The organism is Candidatus Dedyshia acidiphila, assembly GCF_051025295.1.
Classification (GTDB): domain Bacteria; phylum Acidobacteriota; class Terriglobia; order Terriglobales; family Acidobacteriaceae; genus KBS-83.
In genome coordinates this window covers 1-24,861 of record NZ_JBMGJV010000050.1, presented here as the reverse complement: position 1 = coordinate 24,861, position 24,861 = coordinate 1, and the positions used below count along the sequence as shown (strand labels likewise).

Sequence of the window (24,861 nt, the reverse complement as noted above, 5' to 3'; positions counted from 1 at the left end):
TGGTGACGGGCGTCGAGATGTTCAAGAAGCAGCTGGATGAGGGCCGTGCGGGCGACAATGCCGGACTGCTCTTGCGTGGCATCGCGAAGGAAGACGTGGAGCGTGGCATGGTGTTGGCGAAGCCGGGTTCGATCACGCCGCACACCAAGTTCAAGGGCGAGATCTATGTTCTGTCGAAGGAAGAGGGTGGTCGTCATACGCCGTTCTTCAACGGCTACCGTCCGCAGTTCTACTTCCGAACGACGGATGTGACGGGGACGGCGAAGCTGCCGGAGGGCACGGAGATGGTGATGCCCGGCGACAACATCGCGCTTGAGATCGAGCTGCACACCCCGGTGGCGATGGAGAAGGGTCTCAGGTTCGCGATCCGCGAAGGCGGCCGCACCGTCGGCGCTGGGACGATCACCGAGATCTTGAAGTAAGTAGTTGCAGTAGAGCAGGTCAAGTCGTCCAGTAGCAGACACGTATCAGCGGGGCCGGCGCTTCAAAGCGCCGGCATCCGGGGAAGACAAAAGAGATCATGGTAGGACAGAGAATTCGCATCCGGCTCAAGGCGTACGACTACCGCGTCCTCGACACCTCGACAGGCGAGATCGTCGACACGGCAAAGCGCACCGGAGCCACCGTGGCAGGACCGATTCCGCTGCCCACGGTCAAGAACAAGTACTGCGTGCTGCGTTCGCCGCACGTCGACAAGAAGTCGCGCGAGGCCTTTGAGATCCGCACGCATAAGCGGCTGATCGACATCCTCGAACCGACCCAGCAGACGGTAGACGCGCTGATGAAGCTCGACCTGCCGGCCGGTGTCGACGTCGAGATCAAGGTTCGCGAAGAGAAGGCCACCAAGTAAGGCCGGCTTCTGAAGTTAGCAGTGCCTACAGTACCCGGCAGGGTCCGGGCATGATGGGGAGAGGAACAGATCGATGGCAGTGACAGGCATTCTCGGCAAGAAGATCGGCATGACCCAGGTGTTCGATGAGCGGGGCGAGGTTCACCCGATCACCGTGCTCCAGGCGGGCCCCTGCGTGATTACGCAGTTGAAGACGCTGGCGCGCGATGGCTACGAGGCCGCACAGATCGGGCTCGTCGAATTCGTGAAGAGCTCGAAGGTGAACAAGCCGATGGCGGGTCACTTCGCCAAGTCCAATGTGCCGCCGGTCAAGCTGACCCGTGAGGTTGGGCTCGAAGTGATCAAGCCGAGTGCAGGCGCAGCCGCAGCCGAAGCTGAGGGCGAGAGCACGGAGGGCGACGGCGTGAAGGCCGGCGACCGCGTGCTGGTCGATATCTTCTCGGACGACAAGTATGTCGATGTGATCGGCACGAGCAAGGGTCGCGGGTTTGCCGGCGTCGTGCGGCGTCACAACTTCGGCGGTGGCCCCAAGGCGCACGGCCACATGTTTCAGGTGCAGGGTTCGATTGGCGCATCCTCGTTTCCATCGCGCGTGTTTCCCGGGCAGCGCATGCCGGGTCACTACGGCGTGGACCAGGTGACGGTCCGCAACCTGCGCATCCGCGGGATCGATGTTGAGGAGAACCTCATCATGGTCGAGGGCGCGGTGCCGGGTCCGCGGGACGGATATGTGCTGATCTCGAAGGCCAAGGCTCCGCCGCGTGAGCGTCGTGGGTTCGCTGGTTCGAGCACGGTCGATCCGCTGAAGGCGTCCAAGAAGGCTTCGGGCGGCAAGGGCGGCGGCAAGAAGAAGTAAGTGCGGCGTGCGCTGCAGGCTCCTGAGAGAGCGTGCAGCAGGCCAGGGGAGCCAGCACTGTCTGGCAGCTGAGGCGAGGCGCATCAGGCGCGCGTCGCAAAGAGAGTTAGGACGATGGCAAACATTGACGTTGTAGATCTCGCGGGGAAGAAGGTCGGCTCGTTCGAGCTGGCCGAGGAAGTGTTCGCCCCTGCCGAGGTGAATGAGGCTCTGCTCTGGGAGGCGGTCAAGCACTACCGCGCTGCCATGCGCCAGGGCACGCACGCCACCAAGAACCGCAAGCTGGTCTCCGGCTCGGGCAAGAAGCTGTGGAAGCAGAAGGGCACCGGCCGCGCGCGTGTCGGTTCCGTCCGCTCGCCGCTCTGGCGGCATGGCGGCACCGTGCACGGCCCGCAGCCCCGCTCCTATGACTACGCCTTCCCGAAGAAGAAGCTGCTCGGCGCGCTGCGTGCCGCGCTTGCTGCAAAGTTCTCGGACGGCAAGCTCACCGTGGTCGAGTCGCTGGCGCTCGCTGCGCCGAAGACGAAGGCGTACCGCGCGGCACTGAATGCCGTCGACGCGAAGCGCACGACGCTGATCGTCGAAAACTCGCAGTCGCTCTCGCCGGCGTTGATCCTCGGCGTGCGCAACCTCGAGGGCGTCGAGCTCCTGCTCAACAACGAGGTTCATCCCTACGACCTGCTTCGTTATGACCGCGCGATCTTCTCGCGGGCAGCGCTCGAGCAGCTCCAGGAGACCCTCAAGAAGACCGCGTCGAAGCGCAAGCAGCGCGCTCGTGCGCAGGCGGAGGTGGCCTAGATGCCGACGACCTATACCGTGATTCGCCGCGCCCTGATTACTGAAAAGGGCATCGGCGTGAAAGAGACCGAGGGCACCCTTGTGTTCGAAGTGGCCGAGGCCGCGACCAAGACCGAGGTCAAGCAGGCGGTGGAGGCGCTGTTCAAGGTGAAGGTGAACAGTGTGCGGACCGCAAACTATCTCGGCAAGGAGCGCCGCCGGGGCAAGTTCACCGGCTACCGGCCGGACTGGAAGAAGGCGTATGTGCGCCTCCAGGCGGGCGAGAAGATGCCGGAGTACGTCAACAACCTGTAACCCCGGAAAGCTCTGGGTCCGGAGCAGCTTCCGGTGACGAGCAACAGTGACGCGAACGAGAGCGGCCCACGGAGTGGGCGCGCTCGGAGCGAAGAGTAAAGACGATGCCGATTAAGACTTATCGACCGATCACCCCGACGCTGCGGTTCCAGACGACGCTGGTGAACGACGACATCACCACCGACAAGCCGCACAAGCCGCTGCTCGCCACCAAGCAGCGCACCGGCGGCCGCCGCAACGCGGGCGACATGACGATGCGGCACCACGGCGGCGGGCACAAGCAGAAGCTGCGCCTGATCGACTTCAAGCGCGACAAGTTCGGCGTGCCGGGCAAGGTCGCCACGATCGAATACGATCCCAACCGCTCGTCGCGCATTGCGCTGATTCACTACGCGGACGGCGAGAAGCGGTACATCATTCAGCCGGTCGGGCTGAAGGTGGGGCAGATGATCATGAGCGGACCCGAGGCCGACATCCTGGTCGGCAACGCGCTGCCGCTCCGCAGCATTCCTGCCGGCACCACGGTGCACAACGTCGAGCTGCGCCCGGGCAAGGGCGCGCAGATGGTGCGCTCGGCCGGTGGACAGGCACAGCTGGTCGCCAAGGAAGGCGACTACGCGCTGCTCAAGCTGCCTTCGGGCGAGACGCGCCGCGTGCTGGTCGAGTGCATGGCGACGGTCGGCCAGGTCGGCAACACGGATCATGAGAACGTGGCCATCGGCAAGGCGGGACGCAACCGCTGGAAGGGCATCCGCCCGACCAACCGCGGTGTCTCGATGAACCCGGTCGATCACCCGCACGGCGGCGGCGAGGGCAAGACCTCGGGCGGCCGTCACCCGGTGACCCCCTGGGGCCAGCCGACGCGCGGCTACAAGACGCGCAACAACAAGCGCACTGACGCGTTCATCGTCGGTCGCCGCAGCAAGTAAGCGCAGAGGCAGGAGAGATAGATGGCACGTTCGACCAAGAAGGGCCCGTTCATCGACACGCACCTGATGGTGAAGATCGAGACGATGAACCAGGCGAATGACAAGAAGCTGGTGCGCACCTGGTCGCGCCGCTCGACGATTCACCCGGACATGGTGGGACACACCATCGGGGTGCACAACGGGCGCAAGTTCATTCCGGTCTACGTGACGGAGAACATGGTGGGTCACAAGCTGGGTGAGTTTTCAGCCACGCGCACCTTCAAGGGGCACTCGGCCAAGGCGGCCGAGAGCTCGTCGAAGCCCCGCTAAGCGGACGCGAGGGGAAGGCAAGGACGAATGGAACAGACACAGGAATTCCGGGCCGAAGCGCGCTTCCAGCGGGTGTCTCCGCAGAAGGCACGGCTGGTGCTGGCCTTGATCAAGGGCCGTCGCGTCGGCGAGGCACTGCAGACGGTCGCCTTCACCAAGAAGGGCGTTGCGCCGCTGGTCGAAAAAGTGCTGCGTTCGGCGGTACAGAATGCGAACTACCTGAGCCAGGAACAGGGACTCGACGTGGATGTCGACAACCTGTACGTGAAGCAGGCGCTCGCGAACGACGGGCCGCGCATGAAGCGCATCCGGCCGGCGCCGCAGGGTCGCGCCTTCCGGTACCAGCGCCGCATGTCGCACATCGTGATCTCGGTAGCCGAGCGCAAGCCGGCTGCGGGTCTGGTGACCACGGCAGGCGCGGAGACCGCGTCGGCCAAGGGCAAGCCAGCGAAGAAGGCAGCCAAGCGCGTGCCTCAGAAGAAGTCTGCGGCCAAGAAGACGGCCGCCAAGGGCAGCAAGACCGCGAAAGCGGCCAAGTAAAGGAAGCGTATGGGACAAAAAGTCCATCCCTATGGGTTCCGGCTGGGTGTCAACAAGCCGTGGCGGTCGCGCTGGTTCGTGGAGCGGGACTATGACAAGCTCCTGATCGAAGACGTCCAGCTGAAGCGTGAGCTGAAGGAAAAGCTGAAGCTCGCCGGCGTCAGCTCGGTCGAGGTCGAGCGTCCAGGCAAGAAACTGCGGCTGATCATCCGCACCGCGCGTCCGGGCATCGTGATCGGTCGCAAGGGCGCGGAGATCGACAAGCTGAAGGCCGAGATCCAGGAGCGCACCAAGCGCGATGTCTCCATCGACATCGTCGAGGTGAACAAGCCGGAGCTCGACGCGCAGCTGGTGGCCGAGAGCATCGCGCTCAAGCTCGAAAAGCGCTCAGGCTTCCGTCGCGTCATGCGCATGGCGGTCGATTCGGCGCTGCGCTTTGGCTGCAAGGGCATTAAGGTGCGCGTGTCGGGCCGTCTGAACGGCAACGAGATCGCGCGCTCGGAGTGGTACCTGCAGGGGCGTCTGCCGCTGCACACCCTCCGCGCCGACATCGATTACGGCTTCGCCGAAGCGCGCACGACGTATGGCGTGATCGGCGTCAAGGTCTGGATCTACCGCGGTGACGTGTATGAGCAGCGCCGTCGTCAGCCGAAGGAGATCGGCAGCTCGGTGTTCTAAACTCCGCGCCCTCGGGCGGCGGGAGCAAGGATTGGCAGGGGTTTTCTTATGTTGATGCCGAAGAAGGTAAAGTACCGCAAGCAGCAGCGCGGCCGCATGCGCGGCAAGGCGTGGCGCGGCTCCGAACTGTCGTTCGGGGTGTATGGCCTGAAGGTGATGGAGTGCGGCTACATCACGGATCGCCAGATCGAGGCGAGCCGTGTGGCGATGACCCGGTTCATCAAGCGCGGCGGCAAGATCTGGCTGCGCCTGTTCCCGGACAAGCCAGTCACCAAAAAGCCGGCCGAAACTCGTATGGGCAAGGGCAAGGGCGCGCCGGATCACTGGGTCGCCGTTGTGCGTCCGGGCAAGGTGCTGTTCGAGATGGAAGGCGTGTCGCCCGAGGTCGCGCAGGAAGCGATGCGTCTGGCATCGCACAAGCTCCCGCTCAAGACCCGGTTTGTCATGCGGCACGATGCAGCGGCCAACGCCGCGGCGGCCGCAGCGGCAGCCAAGTAGAGCAGGAACGAACGAAACAGCGGCGCGTCGGGGTCACCCGGACGCGCCGGGACGAACAAGGGCGGCCCGCTGAGAGCGGCCCGGAAGTGAGTGAGAGATGGAACTCGACAAGATTCGTAACCTGGGCGGCGACGAGCTGAAGCACGAGGAGCAGCAGGCCTCCGAGCAGCTCTTCCGGCTGCGCTTCCAGATGAACCTCGGCCAGACCGAGGGCGTCAAGAAGGTGCGCGGCCTCAAGAAGGACATCGCCCGCATGAAGACGATTGCCCGCGAGCGCGAGCTCGGCCTCAATGCCGCGAAGCACACCCCGGCTGCGCCGGCAAAGCAAAAGAAGGCGCGCAAGAGCGCCAAGAAGGAGGCCAAGTAAGCCATGAGCGAACAGGTGATGACGACGGAGCAGCTGGCGGCCTCTGAGCGGCGTAACGAGAAGGTGGGCCACGTGGTGTCGACCAAGATGCAGAAGACGATCGTGGTCGAAGTGGAAATGCGCAAGGCGCACCCCAAGTACAAGCGCGTGATCCGGACGACCAAGAAGTTCTACGCGCACGACGAAGAGAACACGGCGCGCGTGGGCGACATGGTGCGCATCCGTGAGACGCGCCCGCTGAGCAAGCTGAAGCGCTGGCAGCTCCAGGAGATCCTGCGCCGTTCGGCACTCGCCCAGGTGCAGGCCGCTGAAGCCGCTGCTGCGCCCGAGCTGACCACGTAGACAAGAGCCGAACCTCGAGAGCCTAAGGGAGACAAGAACGATGTCAGTACAGATGAGAACCATGCTCGAGGTCGCCGACAACTCCGGCGCGCGCAAGCTGCAGATGATTCTGCCGCTGGGTGGCGCGAGCGGACGCAAGGCGGGTCTTGGCGATGTGATCACGGCCGCGGTGAAGGAAGCCTCGCCCGACGGACAGGTGAAAAAGGGCAAGGTGGTGAAGGCAGTTGTGGTGCGCATGCGCAAGGAATCGCGCCGCCGCGACGGCACCTACATTCGCTTTGACCAGAATGCTGCCGTGCTGATCAACGATGCCGGCGAGCCGGTGGGCACACGCGTCTTCGGACCGGTCGCTCGTGAGCTCCGTGAGAAGAAGTTTCTGAAGATTGTGTCGCTGGCGCCTGAGGTCCTCTAAGAGGATCGGGCTGCGAGAGCGAGGAGAGACAAGATGCCAGTAGTGAAGATTCAGCGCAATGACACCGTCCAGGTGATCACGGGCAGCGACAAGGGAAAGACGGGACGCGTGCTGCGCGTCATGCCCGAAGAGGGCAAGGTGCTCGTCGAGCGCGTGCGCGTGATCAAGAAGAATGTGCGCCCCAATCCGCAGCGCAACATCAAGGGCGGCATCGCCGAGCAGGAGGCACCCCTCCAGATCTCGAACGTGATGCTGGTCTGCTCGAGCTGTGGCCCGACCCGTGTCGGTTACAAGTTCGAAGGCGACACCAAGGTGCGGGTCTGCAAGAAGTGCGGGCAGACGCTCGCCCCCAAGAGCAAGAAGTAACTGGACCAGCACTAGCAGACCAGAAGCTGGCAGGCTGCACGAACAGGCCACGCAACGGTACACGGCAGGGCGGTAGACCACTCCGGGACCGTGGCAGAAGAGAGACGAGAGAGACGATGGCAACACGACTGCAGGACAAGTACCAGAAAGAGATCAAGCCGGCGCTGCAGCAGGAGCTGGGCCTGAAGAACACGATGGCCGTGCCGCGGCTCGAGAAGATCGTACTCAACATGGGGCTGGGTGAGGCGACCCAGAACCCGAAGATGCTCGACCCGCTCGTCGGCGACCTGGCGGCGATTGCCGGCCAGAAGCCGGTGCCGACCAAGGCGAAGAAGTCGATCGCAGCCTTCAAGGTGCGCGAGGGCATGCCGATCGGCGCGATGGTCACGCTGCGCGGCGACCGCATGTACGAGTTTCTCGACCGTCTGATCGCGGTGGCGCTGCCCCGCGTGCGCGACTTCCGCGGCGTGTCGACCAAGAGCTTTGACGGGCGCGGCAACTATACACTCGGTGTGCGCGACCAGCTGATCTTCCCGGAGATCGACTACTCCCGGGTCGAGAAGCTGAAGGGCATGAACATCACCATCGTCACCACGGCGAAGGACGACAACCAGGCACGCGCGCTGCTTCGGCAGTTCGGCATGCCGTTCCGGACCACGGCTTAAGGCCGCGGCGCCCGAAGAGAGGATCTGAAGACACGATGTCGACGACAGCCAAACGCGTCAAAGACGCCAAGAAGCCGAAGTTCTCCTCGCGCAAGCACAACCGCTGCAAGCTGTGCGGCCGCCCGCGCGGGTTTCTGCGCAAATTCGGTGTGTGCCGTCTGTGCTTCCGCGGCCTCGCACTGCGCGGAGATATTCCTGGCGTGGTGAAGTCGAGCTGGTAACAGCCGTCTCACCTGCCTTTTGACGATTTGCCCGGGCGCAGACAGCGCCTCCGGCCAACACCATCTTCGCTGGTTCTCCGCCTCGTACCAGAGCGGCGGAGCGAACGGAAGATGAAGGAGAGAGCATGAGCTTTACCGATCCAGTTGCCGACTTTCTGGCACGCATCCGCAATGCCATCCGCGCCCGTCACCAGAAGCTGGACGTGCCGGCCTCGAAGCTGAAGGCAGAGATTGCCCGCATTCTCAAGGAAGAGGGCTACATCGCCAACTACAAGGCCACCGAGGAAGAGGGCCGGCAGGTGTTGCGCGTGTACCTCAAGTATGGCGCCAACAACGAAGCGGCGATCCGCGATCTGCAGCGCGTCTCGCGCCCCGGCTGCCGCGTGTACGTCGGCCGTGATGAGATCCGCCGCGTTCAGGGCGGTCTGGGGATCAACATCCTCACTACGCCGCGCGGTGTGATGACCGGCCGTCAGGCTCGTCGCGAAGGTGTCGGCGGCGAGATCCTCTGCGAAGTCTGGTAACTGTTCTTCGCTTCTAGCTTCCACTCAGAGCAGAGCGAGAGTTCGAAAGTGTATCGGTCGGCTGAGGCTGGCCCTGTCGTACCGGCTGCAGTGGAACGGATGAGCCAGTCGCTCCCCGGGACTCGCAAGCCACGAAAAGGATTCACACGATGTCACGTATTGGAAAACAGCCCATCACCTTGCCAGCGGGCGTCAAGTACACGGTCCAGGGCAATACCGTGCTGGTCGAGGGACCGAAGGGCAAGCTGAACACGCCGCTTCCGGACGGCATCACGCTTGAGACGAAGGACGGCCACCTCATCGCGGCACGCCGTGATGACAAGCTGGCGCCGCTGCACGGGCTGACCCGTGCGCTGCTCTCAAACGCTGTCGAAGGCGTGACGAAGGGCTGGACCAAGGAACTCGACATCGTCGGCATCGGGTATCGCGCCGAGTTGAAGGGCAAGACCATGGTCGTGTTCACGTTGGGCTACTCGCACCAGATCGAGTTTCCGCTGCCCACCGGCATCGAAGCAGCGATCGATCCGAAGCAGACCAAGGTGACCGTGAGCGGCATCGACCGGCAGAAGGTCGGCCAGGTCGCCGCTGACATGCGTTCGCTACGCAAGCCCGATCCGTACAAGAACAAGGGTGTTCGCTACACCGACGAGAAGCTCAAGAAGAAGGTCGGCAAGACCGGCGCCAAGTAAGCAGAGATCGCTAGCCTGAAACGATCAGGCCAGGAGCTGCTTTCACAACCGAACGGGGCCGCAGGGCGGCTCCGCTGTTAGGAAGAGAGACCGAATGATCCCGCAGAGACAGAGAAACGAAATCCGGCAGCGCGTGCATGCACGCATCCGGCGGAAGATGCAGGGCACGGCCGAGCGGCCCCGCCTGAACGTCTACCGCTCGCTCAACCACATCTACGCGCAGGTGATCGACGACGCAGCCGGCGTGACGATCGTCGCGGCTTCCTCGAAAGCTGCCAAGATCAAGACCGGTGGCAATGTAGCGGCGGCCCGCGAAGTGGGCAAGCTGGTGGCCGAGCGCGCGAAGGAGAAGGGTGTGGGCCGCGTGGTGTTTGATCGCGGCGGCTACCTCTATCACGGTCGCATCAAGGCGCTGGCCGATGCCGCGCGCGAGGCAGGTCTCGAGTTTTAAGGCCGTACTGGAACGGCTGGACAAGGCTTTGGGCGGCAGCGCCCGGAAGGAACACGACGAAATGGCAACACTCAAGAAGAAGATCGACGCCGGGCACTACAACCTGAAGGATCAGGTCGTCGCCATCAATCGCGTCACCAAGGTGGTCAAGGGCGGCAAGAACATGTCCTTCGCCGCGCTGGTCGTGGTCGGCGATCCCAGTGCAGGCGTGGTCGGCTATGGTTCCGGGAAGGCGAAGGAAGTGCCCCAGGCGATCCGCAAGGGCATTGAGAGCGCGAAGAAGAACCTGTTCCACATTCACCTGACGGACACGACGATCCCGCACCAGGTGCTCGGCCGCTACGGCTCGGGCCAGGTGCTGCTGAAGCCGGCGCCGGAAGGCACGGGCGTGATCGCGGGCGGCGCGGTGCGTGCGGTCATGACCTCGGCCGGCGTGCAGAACGTGCTGACCAAAAGCCTGGGCACGGCCAACCCGCATAACGTCATCAAGGCGACCTTTGACGCGCTGACCCAGCTGCGCGATCGCGCCGATGTCGCAGCCCTGCGCGGCAAGCAGGTTGAGGAGCTCTAAACCATGGCAGACGCGAAGAAGACCCTGCTTATCGAGTACTACCGTTCGAAGATCTCGACGCCGGAGAAGCACAAGAAGGTCGTTAAGGGCCTCGGCTTTACGCGGCTGAACCAGATCGTCGAGCGCGAAGACACGCCGTCGATCCGGGGCATGGTGAAGGCAGTGCCGCACCTGGTCCGCATCGTCGAATAACTCGAGTAAACTGACACAACACGAATCACATGCGAGTCGGCGTCCCCCAAGAGGCGACGCCGGCGTTGAGCGAGGAAGTCATGGCAACGAATCTTTCCAATCTGCGTGCGCCGAAGAAGGCGAACAGCAACCGCAAGCGTATCGGCCGCGGTATGGGCTCTGGTATGGGCAAGACCTCGACCCGCGGTCACAAGGGTCAGGGCTCGCGTTCGGGCTCGAGCTTGATGCGAGGCTTTGAAGGCGGCCAGATGCCGCTGCATCGCCGGTTGCCGAAGCGCGGCTTCACCAACATCTTTCGCACCGAGTACAACGTGCTCAACCTGGGCGCGCTTGCCAATCTGAGCGAGACCGAACTGACGCTTGAGACGCTCGCCGCCCTCGGCCTGACCAAGAAGAAGGGTCTGCTGAAGGTTCTTGGCAACGGCGAGATTACCTCGGCGATCACGATCCACGCGCATAAGTTTTCGAAGTCGGCGCAGGAGAAGATCGAGCGCGCAGGCGGCAAGGCCATCGTCGTCGGCGGAGCCCCGGCTCAGGCCTAGCGCACGCGTCCTGAATCACGGCCCGCCCCCTCTCGTGCGCGGGCCATTCCTCTCACAGCACGGGTCAGCACTGGAGTAGGCTGGTCATCCATGTTGGAAAAGTTCCAGAACATCTTTCGCATTCCGGACCTGCGCAACCGCCTGCTGTTCACCCTGGCGATGCTGGCCGTGTACCGGCTTGGCGCACACATCCCCACCCCGGGTGTCGACACCAAGCTGCTCGCGCAGTTCTTCGACCAGCAGAGCGGCTCGGCCCTCGGCCTGGTGGACCTGTTCTCGGGCGGCAACCTGCGCCGTCTCACGGTATTTGCACTGGGCATCATGCCGTACATCACGGCGTCGATCATCTTCCAGCTGCTCACTGTGGTGTATGAGCCACTTGCCAAGCTGCAAAAAGAAGGCGAGATTGGCCGCCGCAAGATCACGCAATGGACGCGCTATCTCACCGTGGTTCTCGGTGCGGTGCAGTCGTTTGCTATTGCGATGACCCTGTCGCACAGCTCTGGCACGGGGCAGTCCTACGTGCTCAACCCCGGTCCCGGCTTTGTCCTGATGACCGTGCTCACGCTCACCACCGGCACCTCGTTCATCATGTGGCTCGGTGAGCAGATCACCGACCGCGGCGTCGGCAACGGCATGAGCCTGCTGATCTTTGCCGGCATCGTCGATGGCTTGCCGCGCGGTGTGCAGGACCTGATCGACAAGGCGCGCACTCAGGCGTTTGGGCCGTTCACCGTACCCGCGCTGGTTTTGCTGGTTGTCGCGATGGTCGCGGTGGTCGCATTCATCGTCTACGTTGAGCGCGCCGAGCGCCGCATCCCGGTGCAGTACGCCAAGCGCATCGTCGGGCGGCGTCTGATGGGCGGTCAGTCCACGCACTTGCCGCTCAAGGTGAACTCCGGCGGCGTCATGCCGGTCATCTTCGCCAGTTCGATCCTCTCGGCGCCCCTGCTCTTCGCCAGTTCGAACTTTGTGCGCAGCCATACCTGGTTGACCAACACCTTCGACAGCCTTCGCGCCGGGGAGCCGTGGTACGAGATCCTGTCCATCGTGGCGATCGTCTTCTTCGCCTACTTCTATATCTCGATCGTGTTCCGGCCGGATGACATCGCCGACAACATGCGCAAGTACGGCGGCTTCATCCCTGGCATCCGTCCCGGACGCCGCACGTCGGACTACATCAACGACATCCTGACGCGCATCACGCTGGTGGGTGCGATCTACCTGATCCTGATCACCCTGATCCCACAGTTCCTGATCAGCGGCATCCACTTCGAGCACCTGTGGCTGCTCGGCTCGGCATTTGAGAAGCTGCCGACGTGGGTGACGCACGGCCTGGGGCTGAACTTCTACTTTGGCGGCACGTCGCTGCTGATCGTGGTCGGTGTGGCGATGGACACGGTCAACCAGGTCGAGTCGCAGCTCATCATGCGGCACTACGAAGGCTTCACGCCGAAGAGCGGCCGGGTGCGCGGGCGTCGCGCGTGGTAGCCGGTGTGACGCCGCTCTTTGCGGCGGGAAGCAAGGGTGCTGCCTTTCTGCCCGGTCCGGTGCTGCTCCTCGGAGCGCCCGGTGTGGGGAAGGGCACCCAGGCCAAGGCAATCATGGCCACCTGGGAGATTCCGCAGATCTCGACGGGCGATCTCTTGCGCGAGATCCGCAACCGCGGTCAGCAGCCAAGCGCGTTGGCCGACCGGCTGATCCGCGATGGCAAGCTGCGCGATGACGACCTGGCGCGGATGGCGGCGGGCCAGCTGGTCTCGGATGCCCTGGTGAATGACATGGTGGCCGCGCGGCTGGCAGCCCCCGACACCACGCGCGGCTACATTCTGGACGGATTTCCCCGCACCCTGGTGCAGGCCGGCTGGCTCGACCAGCAGCTTGCCCGGACCGGCGGTGGGTTGCCGGTGGTCGCGGTCAGTCTCCGGGTCGACGATCGGCAGCTTCTGCTGCGGATCACGGGCCGGCGAAGCTGTCCGACCTGCAAGCGCATCTATAACCTGCACCTCGCTCCGCCGGCCGTCGATACCGTCTGCGACTACGACCAGACCGTGCTCGAGCAGCGTGCGGACGATACAGAGGCGGTCTTCGCCGAGCGTATGCGCGCCTATGCCGAGCAGACGGCCCCGGTGCTTGAGCACTACCGCCGCCTCGGCCGCTTTGCCGAGGTGGATGGTGATGCACCGATCGAGGCCGTGACCGGAAGCCTGCTGGCAGCGGTCGAGCGGTTGCGCGGTGGGGAAGGGCAGTAGGCAGGGAGCGCTATGGCCATCGTGATCAAGACCGTGAAGGAAGTGGAGAAGATGCGGCGCGCCGGCGGCATTGTGCATGACGTGCTCCACGCGGTGAAGGCGATGGTGGCGCCCGGCGTGACCACGATGGATCTGGAAGCCGTGGCCGAGCGCATGATCGAAGAGGCGGGCGCGAAGCCGGCCTTCAAGGGCTACCACGGGTATCCGGCGGTGCTCTGCACCTCGCTCAACGAGCAGGTGGTGCACGGCATTCCTTCACCGGGCACGGTGCTGCGCGAAGGCGACATCCTGTCCGTCGACTGCGGCGTTGTGATCGATGGCTACTACGGCGACTCGGCAATCACGATCCCGGTGGGGACGGTGGCGGCCGGGGCGCAGAAGCTGCTCGACGTGACGGCGAAGTCGCTTGAGGCGGCGATCGCGGCGGTCCGGCCGGGAGCGCAGCTGGGCGATGTCGGCGCGACCGTGCAGGAGATGGTCGAGGCGGAAGGCTTCAGTGTTGTGCGCGAATTTGTCGGGCACGGCATCGGCACACGGATGCATGAAGATCCCCAGGTGCCGAATTTCGGCCAGCGGGGCAAGGGTCTGCGGTTGCGCGAGGGCATGGTCCTGGCCATCGAGCCGATGGTGAACGTCGGCACGGATGCGGTCCGGGTCCTGAAGGACGGCTGGACGGCCGTCACCGAGGACGGCAGCCTGAGCGCGCATTTTGAGCACACCGTCGCAGTCACCAAAGACGGAGCGGCGATTCTGACCCTGTAGCGGACCAGAATCAGGTATCATCGTTGTTGGCACAGAGTGCTGGAGGCTTTTGCCCGATCCGTCGGGCGGGGGAAGATCTGGCGGAACCGGGAAAAGCTGATTGTCGAAGGAAGATGCAATTGAGGTCATGGCAACGGTACTCGAGACGTTGCCGAACGCGATGTTCAAGGTAGAACTCGAGAACAAGCATCAGGTGCTGGCCCATGTCTCCGGACGCATGCGGAAGAACTTCATTCGCATCCTGCCCGGGGATCGTGTTGCGGTGGAACTCAGTCCGTACGATCTGAACCGCGGCCGTATCGTTTATCGCTACAAGTAGCGTTCCGCTACAGAGACACGACGGCACACCGGCGTTGATCGCCGGAGCCTGCATGTCGGCTGTAGCCGTCCGCGCGTCAGGAGTGGTCTCGTGAAGGTTCGTGCGTCAGTTAAGAAGATTTGTGACAAGTGCAAGGTCATCCATCGCCGCGGTGTGGTGCGGGTGATCTGCGAGAACTCGAAGCATAAGCAGCGCCAGGGCTAGACCCGGGCGTTTTCTCGAAGCGGCACAGGGGCGAGTTAGCCGAAGTCAAGGCTTGCGATGAACCCCGGTCTCGCGGAACTGCCGGTTCTCTTGAGGCTTCAATCAAGGCTCCGGCTCGAAGCTGCCAGGTGGCCACGCCGCCCGGAAGCATGTGAAGGATACGCATGGCACGCATTGCTGGCGTCGATCTGCCCCGCAACAAGCAGGCTCGGATCGCGCTCACCTATATCTTCGGCATCGGTGATCCACGCGCAGCCCGCATTCTCAAGGCTGCGGACGTCGACCCGTTCAAGAAGGTGCAGGATCTTGCGGAAGACGAAGTCAACCGCATCCGTCAGGTCATCGAGCAGGAAGGCAATGTGGAGGGAGATGCCCGCAAGGACACCTCCATGCACATCAAGCGCCTGATCGACATTCAGAGCTATCGTGGCAATCGCCATCGCCGCGGCCTTCCGGTCCGCGGTCAGCGCACCCACACCAACGCGCGCACGCGCAAGGGCCCGCGCAAGGGCACCGTCGCGGGCAAGAAGAAAGCGACGAAGACCTAGTATGGCGAAGGCACAAGCAGCTGCCGGCGGCAAAGCCGGGAAGAACAAGAAGTTCAAGAAGCGCGAACGCAAGAATGTGCCCTATGGTCTGGTGCACATCCAGGCGTCGTTCAACAACACCATCGTGACGATCACGGACAACCAGGGCAACACGCTGTCCTGGAAGAGTTCGGGTTCGCTCGGCTTCCGTGGCTCGCGCAAGGGCACGCCGTTCGCGGCGCAGCAGGCTGCCGTCAACGCTGCCAACCAGGCGCGCGATCACGGTCTCCGCTCTGTCGATGTGCGCGTCAGCGGTCCTGGCTCCGGGCGTGAGTCTGCCGTCCGTGCGCTGGCTGCAGCCGGCATCGAGGTGCGGTCCATTCGTGACGTCACCCCGATCCCGCACAACGGCTGCCGTCCGCCCAAGCGCCGTCGCGTGTAAGGAAGCACTAGCCTCCAGCTCCCGGCCGCCACTTCGTCAGTGGCGGCTGGGAGCGAGGCGAAATTGTAAGAGCAGTAGCGGTACAGGCCAGGAGCTAGCGGCTGGAAGCTAGGAGCTGGCACGGACTGGGACGAAGGGCATGGCCCGTAAACCAGTCGTCACCTGAAGTTGAGGAGAAGAGACATTGGCACGTTATACCGGCGCAGTCTGCCGCCTTTGCCGTCGCGAAGGCATGAAGCTCTTTCTGAAGGGCGCGAAGTGTCACACCGAGAAGTGCCCGATCGAGAAGCGTAACTTTGCTCCCGGCCAGCATGGCCGTGATCGCAAGGTGAAGATCGTGGGCTACGGCCTGCAGCTTCGCGAGAAGCAGAAGGCCAAGCGCATCTACTTCACGCTCGAGAGCCAGTTCCGTGCGTACTACGAGAAGGCGAGCCGTGCGAGCGGCGTCACCGGCGAAATTCTCATCCAGCAGCTCGAGCGTCGCCTTGACAACGTGGCCTACCGGCTTGGCTTTGCGACCAGCCGTCGCCAGGCACGCCAGATCGTTCGTCACGGTCACGTCGAAGTCAACGGGCGCAAGGTGAACATCCCGTCCTTCCAGGTGCAGGTGGGCGACGAAATCAAGGTGCGTCCGAACTCGGCGAAGATGACCGTGCTCGAGACTGCGGCCGAGCTTGCCAGCCATCAGCCGGTACCGCAGTGGCTGCAGGCCGACTTCCAGAACCACACCGGCAAGATGCTCGGTCTGCCGACCCGCGCCGATGTGCAACTGCCGGTCAACGAGCAGCTCATCGTCGAGCTTTACAGCAAGTAAGGCACGCAAGTTTCCCGGCGGCGCGAGCCGCCGGGCGCAGCACCCCGCCCCGTGCGGGCATCCATTCACGTACCAGGAGAGATAGGCACAGCCGCTGCAGAATGCTTCGCGGCGCCCGCTGTGCAGGAGCTAACACATGCTTTGGAGAGGTTTTCAGAAGCCGAAGCGTCTGGCCGTTGAGTCCGAGACGCTAACCGAGAAGTACGGCAAGTTCAGCGCCCAGCCCTTTGAGCGGGGCTTCGGCACCACCGTTGGCAACGCGCTGCGTCGCGTGCTGCTTTCCTCGATTGAGGGCGCCGCGGTAACGGCGGTCAAGATCGAAGGCGTGCTGCACGAGTTCCAGTCCATCGCCGGCGTGGTCGAAGATGCAACCGACATCATCCTCAACCTGAAGCAGATTCCTTTCAAGTTGAATGGCGAGGGTCCGAAGGCGCTCTACCTGCGCGCCGATCAGCCGGGCATCGTCACCTCCGGCATGATCGAGGCCGATGGTGATGTGGAGATCCTGGACAAGGATATCTACGTCGCGACGGTGAGCGAGGGCGGCAAGCTGGACATGGAGATGCGCTTGAAGCGCGGTCGCGGTTACATTTCTGCAGACAAGAACTTCGACAGCGATCTCGGCATTGGCTTTATTCCCGTCGACTCGGTTCACTCTCCGGTTCGCAAGGTCAACTACACGGTCGACGCAGCTCGTCTCGGTCAGATCACCGACTACGACAAGCTGACGCTCGAGGTCTGGACCAACGGTTCGGTTCTGCCGGCTGACTCCATCGGGCTGGCCGCGAAGCTGATCAAGGACCACATGAGCATCTTCATCAACTTCGAGGAGGAGATTGAAGCCGAGCACGCCTCCGAAGAAGGCCGCATGCAGCTCAGGAACGAAAACCTGAACCGCTCGGTCGAGGAGCTCGAGCTGTCGGTCCGCTCCTACAACTGCCTGAAGAACGCGAACATTCAGACGATCGGCGAACTGGTCCAGAAGACTGAGCCCGAGATGCTGAAGACCAAGAACTTCGGCCGCAAGTCGCTCAACGAGATCAAGGAAATCCTGGCGCAGATGGGTCTGTCGCTGGGCATGAAGATCGACGAGAACGGCAACGCCGTCCCCGGCCCGACCTCCATCCTTCCCTCGCAGGCGCTTGCACAAAGCTACAACCGGTTTGACGACGAGGACGAAGACCTTGACGTCCTCGAGCCGATGCAGAACGAGCCGGAAAACTTCTAGCTCGATCCGCGGGAGAGGGCCTGCTCTCTCCCGCCATTTTCCGCGGCCCTGTGCCGCACGTAAGTGAGAGAGTCGCCATGCGCCATCGCAATGCTGGATACAAACTGGGACGCAACACCAGCCACCGCCGCGCCCTGCTGCGCAATCTGGTCACGTCCATCCTCCTCGAAGATCGCGTCGTCACCACGGTGACCAAGGCCAAGGCTGCGCGCCCCCACGTCGAGAAGATGATCACGCTGGGCAAGCGGGGTGACGTGCATGCGCGCCGCCAGGCGCTCGCCTACCTCATGACGGACGAAGCCGTGTCGCGGCTGTTCGACACCGTTGCACCCCGCTACGGTGATCGCCAGGGCGGCTACCTGCGCATCATCCGCACCGGCTTTCAGAAGGGTGATGGCGCAGAGAAGGCCTTCATCGAACTGCTCGGCGCCGAGAAGCTGCTGGACGAGAAGCGCAACAAGCGCGCCGAAGCGCGCCAGAAGCGTCGCGAGGAGATGGAGAAGGCTATGGCCGAGCAGACCCCGGCCGAGGGCGGCTCCGAAGCTTAGTCCGGGCTCCGGATCAACAGTCTCACCATCTCAGGCCGCGTCCTCTCCGGATGCGGCCTGCCTGTGTTTGTGCCTAGCGTCGCGGCCAGGTGAACGACAGCCCACCGGTGATGCTGCGGCCCGGTTCCGGCACGCCCGGCAGCTCCTCATACCCCGTGTTGCTCAGGTTCGCCAGCCGAAGGTACGGCCGCACCCACCCGCGGCTGCGCGCCACGGACACCGTCCACAGCGGATAAGCCGTATGGCCCACGCGCTGGATCACTGCAACCTCCGTGCGCGCCACCACCTCGGTTCCCATCCGTCCCGTCCACGCGAAGACCGCATTCTGCGCTGCGTAGTTGAACACATAGGCCGAGATGAGTCCCGGTGCTGCGCTGCGGCTGGCACTGATGCCGGTGTAGCGCAGGTCGAGTTGCTGGCCGGCCAGTCCGAAGTGATCCGCCACTCGCAGGTGCACGGCTGCCTCCGCGCCGGTGAAGGCGAGAGAGCCGGTGTTCGTCGCCTGGTACTTCGCGGCTGGGGTGAACTTCGCGTAATCGATACCGTTGTGGATACGATTCTGAAAGCCGGTCGCCTCGATCTCGAGCCGGTCGTTCGGCGTCCACACACCGCCGCCTTCGTAGCTCCACGACGTCTCCGGCTTCAGGTTGGCGTTGCCGAGCGTGGCTGGATCGCTGTAGTACAGGTCGGTGTACGTCGGCAGCCGAAAGCCATGCCCGAATGACCCGCGCAGCCGCAGCTTCGGCGACAGCTGGTAGCCGGCTGCACCGGTCGGCGTGAAGACCTGGTCGCCACCGCTGAAGACCTCTTCTCGACCGGCGGCCGAGAGTGTCCATCGCTTGCCGAGTTCCGCGTCAAGGCTCACATAGCCGGCGCCGCGATTCCGTCCGTGGCGGCCCAGGCTCGAGCTGCGGATCTGGTCCGCCTGCCCGTCGAGACCGGTCGAGAGCCGCAGCCCATGCCGCAGTCCATCACTGCGCCGCACCACACCCTGCCAGGTCTGGTCGATGTGGTTGTTCTCGTAAAGCGAGGGGTTCGTCACTTCGAGAATGTAGACGTCGCTATGCCGGCGGTAGCTCAGTCCGGCGAGCGTGCGCTCGCCGAGCTGCTGCTGGACCATCGCGAGCCAACCTTTGGTGTGCTCGAACGAGGTGAAGTTGCCGTAGAAGTCATTCGCCCCGAACGGCCGGTCGGTGCCGGCGAGCAGCACATCCGTCGTGCCAGCGCGCGTGTGGAACCAGCTCTCAGACGAGAGCGCCTCGCTGCGGTAATTGCGATCGATCGTGAAGCCGGCAGAGGTATCGCGGCTGCCCGCCAGCTCCTCGGCCCAGCGATGCCGGCCGTAGTCGGCGAGCACATGTTGTTCGGTGCTGCCGAAGCTGCCGTATCCCGCGCGCACCCTCAGCGACAGCGTTGAGCTCTGGCCCGCAGCGGGCCGCTCCGGCTCTGCGGTGATCAGGTCGATCGCGCCCGCGATCGCGTCCGATCCGTAGAAGGCCGAGCCTGCTCCGTGCAGCACCTCCGCGCGATGAATCGCATCGAGCGGGACTGGCACATCGAGGTGGAAGTGGCCAGTCTGCGCATCGTTGAGTCGCAGCCCATTCAGCAGGACGAGCGACTCCGCGAACGTGCCGCCGCGGATCGACACGTCCGCCTGCACGCCGTTAGCGCCGCGCTCCTGCACGTCGAGACCGGAGTCGAGCCGCAACTGGTCCGGAACCGACTCGAACAGAAGGGGCTGCGCCGCCGTATCCAGCACGACGACGGTACGGTCAGAGCCCGCGAGCCTCAGCGGGTCCGAGGCCGCGGTCACGACCACTGTCTCCGACCTGGTGGCCGGAGCTGCGGATTGCGCATAGATCGGGAGGGTCACCCACACCGGGGCAAGCCACAAAACGTACGAAGCACGCATAAGAGGGAACTGCCGAGTGTATACGCGAGCAGATACCCCGCAGAAGGGCTCAACATACGTAACTTTGCGAGTGCCCCGTCTGATCTGGCGCTGATCCTGAATACAGTCACGCACAGGTGACCGCATGGAGCAGGACAGAGCGGAATGGAGTCAACGGGGACGAGCTAGAAAAAAAGGGAGGCGGCTGGATCACCGCCCCCGGCACTGAGGGAGGCCAGTGCCCTGAAGGAGTCGTCGTCTGGACCGCGGCTCGCGCTGGGAACAGCCGGAGCAGATAACGATCACAGGTCGCCAGACAAACGTTAACTTCGCAACCAGAAAGGTTGGCACCGATCAGACCTGAGAGAGCGTGGCTTGTCAAGATAAAAGCGGCCACGGTGAGCTTCAGGAGTCAGTAGCTGGCCACCGTTTCGGTGGACAGCCGTCCCGTGTCGTTCTCCTCGCGCAGGCCTGGTCCGGGCGTTTCCCACTCTGGCGACAGCCGTGACTTGGCTTACATGCGCTTCATGAGTAGCTCGCGCAGCTCTTCGACGCTGGCGCAGAGCGCATCCGGCCGCGCCTGCTCCAACTCGTCGGCGCTGCCGTACCCATAGGTGACGCCAACCGACGCGATCCCCAGCGACTGCGCTGCTGCAATGTCAAACCGCCGGTCGCCAATCATTACGGCGGTCTCAGCTGGGAAGCCATAGCCCGTCATCAGGCCGCGAAGCAGGTCAGCCTTGTCGTGATGCACCGACGAGCCATCATCCGCAGCGATGCCGGCAAAGTAGTGCGTCAACGTGAAGTGCTCGATGATCTTCTCCGCGAAGCGCGCCAGCTTGGACGTGCAGACATAGAGCGTTACTCCACGAGCGCGCAGCTCTTCAAGCAGTTGCCGTATGCCGGGATACACCGCGTTCCGTACCCAGCCCTCGTCCGCGTAGCAGGCGCGATAGTGATCGAGGACGCGTTTCTGGAAGGCAGGCTCGCGATCGGGGATCAGCAGCGGCAGCGACTCACCAGCCGGTGGCCCGATGAACCAGGTCAGCGGCTCCTGCCATCGCACGTCGTGAGCGCGCAGTGCGCCACGCAGGCAATCCAGCATGCCCTGCTGCGGGTCGGTCAGAGTTCCGTCCAGATCGAAGATTACAGTCGAGAGGCAAAGCGGCAATGCCATGCCATTGAGTATCGCCGAGCGTTGCTGCCGATCAGTAGCGCGGCAGCGGCGGTGCGACACCGTGCGCGCGTGCCCCTGGTGCTGGCACAAAACGATCGCCGGCAAACCTCGGAATGCCGAAGCGCCCGCGCAGATGCAGCAGGTCGAGCGGACTCAGGTTGCCGCTGAACGCGATCAGGCTCACATTGTTTGCGCTCTGCAACAACAGCACGGCGCCGGTGGCCTGCAGGTGGTGGAAGCTAATCCAGAGATCGGTCGCGCCTGCGCGGGTGAGATTAGTCGCGCCCTCGCGGTTAGCAGAGTGGGTGGCGACCAGGTGCTGCCAGCCCAGCGAACTGTACTCGCGCCGCACGCCCTCCAGCATGCGCGAGTCGTACATGCCGGGTGCTGCGTAGTGGTAGACGTGGACCGAGATGCCGTCGAGGCGATTAATTGCCATGGCAGTCGCCGGATCGGCTGGTCCATCCCACATGCCGCTGGCCATCTGCAGCATGATGCGATCGAAGGTGAGATCGGTGTGGAAGGCCGCGGTACGCGAGAGCGCCTCCATGCCGCGCGGCACCCAGTTCAGCCATGAGGTCGGCGGAGTCGGCACGTAGGTTCCGGGCGGCGGATAGCCAGAAGGCGGATAACCAGACTGCGGATACCCCGGTGCTGGTGACGTTTGGGGCGGTGGCGGCGGCGCGGACGCCGGATCCGGATAGGGCTCCTGCTGCTGCGGGTAAGGCGATGGCTTCTGCGGCGCCTGCTCCGCCGGTGGCGCAGGCGCTCCGGGATCGTCTGCCGGGTCCTGGTACGGGTAGTCGCCCTGACCAGGCTGTTGCTGCGCATCCCCGGTCGGGTGCGGTGCGCTGTCGCCGCTTGGGGCAGGCGGGGGAGGGAAGCTGGGGTAGACCGGCCGCTGGGCCAGCACCGGCAAGGTAAAGACCAACGCAAGTGCAGCCGTGACGAGACGCAAAGCCATGACGCCTATGCAAACGCGAAGCCGGAGCACAAGTTGCGCCGGCTCTTGGTGAATTCGTCCGCGGCTAAGAATGCGACACCGCGCCGATCTACTACGACTGTCTATTCCGGACTACTCGACGTGATAGTTCGGCGCCTCGCGCGTGATGATCACGTCGTGCACATGCGATTCGCGCAGCCCTGCATTCGAGATGCGGATGAACCGCGCCTTGGTCTGCAGGTCTTCGATGGTCGCGCAACCCAGGTAGCCCATGCCCGACCGCAGGCCGCCGACCAGTTGATAGACCATCGACTCGAGGGGACCGCGATGGGGCACGCGCCCCTCGATGCCCTCGGGCACGAACTTCGCGAGCCTGTTCTGTGTAGAGCGCTCGCGCTGCACGATGTCGCCCGTCTGCCGTGCCGTTGGATCCTCGAGGTCACGCGAGCTCTGGAAGTAGCGCTCGCCCGAGCCCTGCGACATCGCCGACAGTGACCCCATGCCGCGGTACGCCTTGAACGAGCGGCCCTGGTAGAGGATCGTCTCGCCCGGGCTCTCGTCCACGCCGGCAAACAGCGAGCCAATCATGATCGACGATGCGCCCGCCGCAATAGCCTTCGCGACGTCACCCGAGTACTTGATCCCGCCATCCGCAATGATCGGGATGCCGCGGCCCTTGGCTGCGCGATAGCACTCCGCAATTGCGGTGATCTGTGGCATGCCCGCACCGGTCACCATGCGGGTAGTGCAGATGGAGCCCGGACCGATGCCAACCTTTACCGCGTCCGCGCCCGCATCGATCAGCGCTAATGCGCCCTCGTAAGTCGCGACGTTGCCGGCCAGCAGGTCCGTGTCCGGGAAGCGGCGCTTCACCTGGCGCACGGCTTCGAGCACGCGCGAGGAGTGGCCATGCGCCGAGTCGATCGACAACACATCCGTGCGGCTGCGGATCAGCTCCTCTGCGCGCTCCATGTAGTCGCCGGTCGCGCCGATGGCTGCACCCACGCGCAGCCGTCCTTGGCTATCCTTGGCAGCGTTCGGGTACTTCAGCTTCTTCTGGATGTCCTTGACAGTGATCAGGCCTTTGAGCTCGTAGTCGCCATTCACGACCAGCAGCTTCTCGACGCGGTGCTCGTGCAGGATCTGCTCTGCCTCTTCGAGTGTGGTGCCGACCGGAACTGTGATCAAGTTCGTCTTGGTCATCACGTCGCCGACCGGGATGTCGGTCCGCGTCTCGAAGCGCAGATCGCGATTGGTCAGGATGCCGACCAGCCGCTTGCCCTGTGTGACGGGCACGCCGGAGATCTTGTAACGCCGCATGACTTCGAGCGCGTCCGAGATCAACTGCTCTGGCCCGATCGTCACCGGATCGACGATCATGCCGCTCTCGGACCGCTTCACCTTGTCCACCTCGCCGGCCTGCTGCTCGATGGAGAGGTTGCGGTGCACGATGCCGATGCCGCCCTGCTGCGCCATGGCGATGGCCAGGCGCGACTCGGTCACCGTATCCATGGCAGCGGAGAGCAGGGGGGTGTTGAGCTGAATGCGCGCGGTCAGCCGGGTCACGGTTGAGACCTGGTTGGGAACCACTTCGCTGTAGGCGGGGACGAGGAGGACGTCGTCGAAGGTCAGGGCTTCAGGTACGGGTGTCTCTAGCATAAGAAGATAGGGACACCGGCCGAGTCATGCTCAAGAGCCTGAAGACACGCCAGATGCCTTCGCTTGATTGTATCGCGTAGAGTGCAGGTGCGCTTTCCCGGGAACCGGGATACGCTCGGGCGCGTATTGCTCATCGGAGTGGTCCCGGCCGCCGCGCTCAAGGAGCCTGCCCATGCAGCGACGTTTCGCGATGGTCATCTTCGTCGTGTTCGCCTGTCTTTCTTTCCATCGTTCCGCGCGGGCCGACACCCAGGACTGCACCACGACTCCCGGCGCCAGCGATTACGTCGCCCAGAGCGGAGATGTCGACGAAGCCCAGCACATCTCGCTCGCTCGCGAACTCACCGGCATTCACAAGCTTCAACTGTTCACGTGCACCGGAAAGTTACAGATCGAACGCAGCCCCGACAATCGCCTTCATCTGAACATTGCGTCCCAGGCTCATCTTTCTCACCCGATGCATGCCTACATTGAGCATCTGCAACTGTCCGGCGATACCCTGACGCTCGCTTTCGATTTCCCGAAGGCGAAGGTCGTTAACGTTGACTCATCGAAAGAGCATGCCGTCACCATCACACTGCAACTTCCTGCAACTATCGAGGAGAGCGAGATCGACCAGGGCGCGGGCACGCTGTTCGTCGGTGCTGGCGCACTCAAGGGCAACCGCAAACTGAATCTTGGCGCCGGCGACGCGCACCTGTCCCTCCACGGTGACCACGATTACTCCAGCTTCGAAGCCAACATCGGCATCGGCAGCTTCCACGATAACCGGCCCGGCGGCCGCAGCTCGCACTTCGTCGTCAGCCGCAGCTATGCCGGCAACGGCACGGGACATCTTGAGGTCAATGTTGGTGCGGGGTCGGTCGCGATCGACCCGGCCCGGGAGCAAAGCCTGTGAGCAAACTACGTGGTCTTCCCAATTTCCTGGCCCTGCTGTTCCTCGTCTGCCTTCCCCAGTCGCGTGCCGCCGACTTCACCCCCGTGGTGCGAGAGAGCCACTT

General features: G+C 63.8%; 37 protein-coding genes. 33 read left to right on the top strand and 4 right to left on the bottom strand.

The features are described from left to right. From AC5IJH_RS16380 to rplQ, 32 genes are all read left to right on the top strand, one after another. A partial coding sequence (locus AC5IJH_RS16380) for an EF-Tu C-terminal domain-related protein (RefSeq protein WP_491903591.1) occupies positions 1-422 on the top strand: 422 nt, incomplete at its 5' end. Positions 423-520: 98 nt separating this feature from the next. After that, a complete protein-coding gene (gene rpsJ, locus AC5IJH_RS16375; protein ID WP_491903903.1) occupies positions 521-850 on the top strand; it encodes a 30S ribosomal protein S10 in 330 nt (109 codons plus the stop codon). A 73-nt stretch (positions 851-923) separates the two neighbouring features. After that, the gene (rplC, locus tag AC5IJH_RS16370) at positions 924-1,706 is read left to right on the top strand and encodes a 50S ribosomal protein L3 (protein WP_491903902.1); all 783 of its coding nucleotides are present in this window, start codon (positions 924-926) and stop codon (positions 1,704-1,706) included. 114 nt (positions 1,707-1,820) lie between these two features. Next, the gene (rplD, locus tag AC5IJH_RS16365) at positions 1,821-2,504 is read left to right on the top strand and encodes a 50S ribosomal protein L4 (RefSeq protein ID WP_491903901.1); all 684 of its coding nucleotides are present in this window, start codon (positions 1,821-1,823) and stop codon (positions 2,502-2,504) included. Beyond that, on the top strand, positions 2,505-2,798 hold the full coding sequence (locus tag AC5IJH_RS16360) for a 50S ribosomal protein L23 (RefSeq protein WP_491903900.1): 294 nt from the start codon (positions 2,505-2,507) through the stop codon (positions 2,796-2,798). Positions 2,799-2,902: 104 nt separating this feature from the next. Next, positions 2,903-3,727: a 50S ribosomal protein L2 gene (gene rplB, locus AC5IJH_RS16355; protein WP_491903899.1), complete on the top strand. Its 825-nt coding sequence runs from the start codon at positions 2,903-2,905 to the stop codon at positions 3,725-3,727. Between the two features lie 21 nt (positions 3,728-3,748). Then, on the top strand, positions 3,749-4,036 hold the full coding sequence (gene rpsS / locus AC5IJH_RS16350; protein WP_491903898.1) for a 30S ribosomal protein S19: 288 nt from the start codon (positions 3,749-3,751) through the stop codon (positions 4,034-4,036). 27 nt (positions 4,037-4,063) lie between these two features. After that, the gene (gene rplV, locus AC5IJH_RS16345) at positions 4,064-4,576 is read left to right on the top strand and encodes a 50S ribosomal protein L22 (RefSeq protein ID WP_491903897.1); all 513 of its coding nucleotides are present in this window, start codon (positions 4,064-4,066) and stop codon (positions 4,574-4,576) included. Positions 4,577-4,585: 9 nt separating this feature from the next. Further along, a complete protein-coding gene (gene rpsC / locus AC5IJH_RS16340; RefSeq protein ID WP_491903896.1) occupies positions 4,586-5,254 on the top strand; it encodes a 30S ribosomal protein S3 in 669 nt (222 codons plus the stop codon). Between the two features lie 48 nt (positions 5,255-5,302). Continuing rightward, the gene (rplP, locus tag AC5IJH_RS16335; protein WP_491903895.1) at positions 5,303-5,752 is read left to right on the top strand and encodes a 50S ribosomal protein L16; all 450 of its coding nucleotides are present in this window, start codon (positions 5,303-5,305) and stop codon (positions 5,750-5,752) included. A 97-nt stretch (positions 5,753-5,849) separates the two neighbouring features. Continuing rightward, positions 5,850-6,119 carry a 50S ribosomal protein L29 gene (gene rpmC / locus AC5IJH_RS16330; protein WP_491903894.1) on the top strand — a complete coding sequence of 90 codons (270 nt, stop codon included), beginning with the start codon at positions 5,850-5,852 and terminating at the stop codon, positions 6,117-6,119. Positions 6,120-6,122: 3 nt separating this feature from the next. Beyond that, positions 6,123-6,461 (top strand): 30S ribosomal protein S17, encoded by a 339-nt coding sequence (rpsQ, locus tag AC5IJH_RS16325; protein WP_491903893.1) that lies wholly within the window; start codon positions 6,123-6,125, stop codon positions 6,459-6,461. Between the two features lie 40 nt (positions 6,462-6,501). Further along, complete coding sequence (rplN, locus tag AC5IJH_RS16320; protein ID WP_491903892.1) at positions 6,502-6,873, top strand: 50S ribosomal protein L14; 372 nt, start codon at positions 6,502-6,504, stop codon at positions 6,871-6,873. Positions 6,874-6,906: 33 nt separating this feature from the next. Then, positions 6,907-7,239, top strand: a complete 333-nt coding sequence (gene rplX / locus AC5IJH_RS16315; protein ID WP_491903891.1) for a 50S ribosomal protein L24 — start codon at positions 6,907-6,909, stop codon at positions 7,237-7,239. Between the two features lie 116 nt (positions 7,240-7,355). Continuing rightward, positions 7,356-7,904, top strand: coding sequence for a 50S ribosomal protein L5 (rplE, locus tag AC5IJH_RS16310; protein ID WP_491903890.1), 549 nt, complete (start codon positions 7,356-7,358; stop codon positions 7,902-7,904). A gap of 35 nt (positions 7,905-7,939) precedes the next feature. Further along, complete coding sequence (locus AC5IJH_RS16305; protein ID WP_491903889.1) at positions 7,940-8,125, top strand: type Z 30S ribosomal protein S14; 186 nt, start codon at positions 7,940-7,942, stop codon at positions 8,123-8,125. A gap of 125 nt (positions 8,126-8,250) precedes the next feature. Beyond that, positions 8,251-8,649, top strand: coding sequence for a 30S ribosomal protein S8 (rpsH, locus tag AC5IJH_RS16300; RefSeq protein ID WP_020709048.1), 399 nt, complete (start codon positions 8,251-8,253; stop codon positions 8,647-8,649). A 149-nt stretch (positions 8,650-8,798) separates the two neighbouring features. After that, positions 8,799-9,338, top strand: a complete 540-nt coding sequence (gene rplF / locus AC5IJH_RS16295; RefSeq protein ID WP_491903888.1) for a 50S ribosomal protein L6 — start codon at positions 8,799-8,801, stop codon at positions 9,336-9,338. A 94-nt stretch (positions 9,339-9,432) separates the two neighbouring features. Beyond that, a complete protein-coding gene (rplR, locus tag AC5IJH_RS16290) occupies positions 9,433-9,789 on the top strand; it encodes a 50S ribosomal protein L18 (protein WP_491903887.1) in 357 nt (118 codons plus the stop codon). 61 nt (positions 9,790-9,850) lie between these two features. Next, a complete protein-coding gene (gene rpsE, locus AC5IJH_RS16285) occupies positions 9,851-10,360 on the top strand; it encodes a 30S ribosomal protein S5 (protein WP_491903886.1) in 510 nt (169 codons plus the stop codon). Positions 10,361-10,363: 3 nt separating this feature from the next. Then, complete coding sequence (rpmD, locus tag AC5IJH_RS16280; RefSeq protein ID WP_491903885.1) at positions 10,364-10,552, top strand: 50S ribosomal protein L30; 189 nt, start codon at positions 10,364-10,366, stop codon at positions 10,550-10,552. Between the two features lie 80 nt (positions 10,553-10,632). Beyond that, entirely contained in the window at positions 10,633-11,094 is a 462-nt protein-coding gene (rplO, locus tag AC5IJH_RS16275) for a 50S ribosomal protein L15 (protein WP_491903884.1), read from the top strand. Positions 11,095-11,184: 90 nt separating this feature from the next. Beyond that, on the top strand, positions 11,185-12,585 hold the full coding sequence (gene secY, locus AC5IJH_RS16270) for a preprotein translocase subunit SecY (RefSeq protein ID WP_491903883.1): 1,401 nt from the start codon (positions 11,185-11,187) through the stop codon (positions 12,583-12,585). Between the two features lie 5 nt (positions 12,586-12,590). Then, positions 12,591-13,346, top strand: coding sequence for an adenylate kinase family protein (locus AC5IJH_RS16265; protein ID WP_491903882.1), 756 nt, complete (start codon positions 12,591-12,593; stop codon positions 13,344-13,346). A 12-nt stretch (positions 13,347-13,358) separates the two neighbouring features. Next, a complete protein-coding gene (map, locus tag AC5IJH_RS16260) occupies positions 13,359-14,108 on the top strand; it encodes a type I methionyl aminopeptidase (protein ID WP_491903881.1) in 750 nt (249 codons plus the stop codon). A 100-nt stretch (positions 14,109-14,208) separates the two neighbouring features. Further along, entirely contained in the window at positions 14,209-14,427 is a 219-nt protein-coding gene (gene infA, locus AC5IJH_RS16255; protein WP_026335731.1) for a translation initiation factor IF-1, read from the top strand. 90 nt (positions 14,428-14,517) lie between these two features. After that, on the top strand, positions 14,518-14,631 hold the full coding sequence (rpmJ, locus tag AC5IJH_RS16250) for a 50S ribosomal protein L36 (protein WP_015896560.1): 114 nt from the start codon (positions 14,518-14,520) through the stop codon (positions 14,629-14,631). 164 nt (positions 14,632-14,795) lie between these two features. Next, entirely contained in the window at positions 14,796-15,179 is a 384-nt protein-coding gene (rpsM, locus tag AC5IJH_RS16245; protein ID WP_491903880.1) for a 30S ribosomal protein S13, read from the top strand. A 1-nt stretch (position 15,180) separates the two neighbouring features. After that, entirely contained in the window at positions 15,181-15,600 is a 420-nt protein-coding gene (gene rpsK / locus AC5IJH_RS16240) for a 30S ribosomal protein S11 (RefSeq protein ID WP_491903879.1), read from the top strand. 184 nt (positions 15,601-15,784) lie between these two features. Continuing rightward, on the top strand, positions 15,785-16,414 hold the full coding sequence (rpsD, locus tag AC5IJH_RS16235) for a 30S ribosomal protein S4 (protein ID WP_491903878.1): 630 nt from the start codon (positions 15,785-15,787) through the stop codon (positions 16,412-16,414). A gap of 136 nt (positions 16,415-16,550) precedes the next feature. Further along, the gene (locus AC5IJH_RS16230) at positions 16,551-17,642 is read left to right on the top strand and encodes a DNA-directed RNA polymerase subunit alpha (protein ID WP_491903877.1); all 1,092 of its coding nucleotides are present in this window, start codon (positions 16,551-16,553) and stop codon (positions 17,640-17,642) included. Between the two features lie 77 nt (positions 17,643-17,719). Then, positions 17,720-18,190, top strand: coding sequence for a 50S ribosomal protein L17 (gene rplQ / locus AC5IJH_RS16225; protein ID WP_491903876.1), 471 nt, complete (start codon positions 17,720-17,722; stop codon positions 18,188-18,190). A 73-nt stretch (positions 18,191-18,263) separates the two neighbouring features. On the opposite strand, the gene AC5IJH_RS16220 is transcribed toward rplQ, so the two are convergent. From AC5IJH_RS16220 to guaB, 4 genes are all read right to left on the bottom strand, one after another. Beyond that, positions 18,264-20,063, bottom strand: coding sequence for a TonB-dependent receptor plug domain-containing protein (locus AC5IJH_RS16220; RefSeq protein WP_491903875.1), 1,800 nt, complete (start codon positions 20,061-20,063; stop codon positions 18,264-18,266). A 532-nt stretch (positions 20,064-20,595) separates the two neighbouring features. After that, on the bottom strand, positions 20,596-21,258 hold the full coding sequence (locus AC5IJH_RS16215; protein ID WP_491903874.1) for an HAD hydrolase-like protein: 663 nt from the start codon (positions 21,256-21,258) through the stop codon (positions 20,596-20,598). 31 nt (positions 21,259-21,289) lie between these two features. Next, the gene (locus AC5IJH_RS16210; RefSeq protein WP_491903873.1) at positions 21,290-22,222 is read right to left on the bottom strand and encodes a hypothetical protein; all 933 of its coding nucleotides are present in this window, start codon (positions 22,220-22,222) and stop codon (positions 21,290-21,292) included. Positions 22,223-22,333: 111 nt separating this feature from the next. Beyond that, on the bottom strand, positions 22,334-23,860 hold the full coding sequence (guaB, locus tag AC5IJH_RS16205; protein ID WP_491903872.1) for an IMP dehydrogenase: 1,527 nt from the start codon (positions 23,858-23,860) through the stop codon (positions 22,334-22,336). Between the two features lie 172 nt (positions 23,861-24,032). On the opposite strand from guaB, the gene AC5IJH_RS16200 reads away from it, so the two are divergent. Continuing rightward, the gene (locus AC5IJH_RS16200) at positions 24,033-24,758 is read left to right on the top strand and encodes a hypothetical protein (RefSeq protein ID WP_491903871.1); all 726 of its coding nucleotides are present in this window, start codon (positions 24,033-24,035) and stop codon (positions 24,756-24,758) included. The last annotated feature ends 103 nt before the right edge of the window (positions 24,759-24,861 follow it).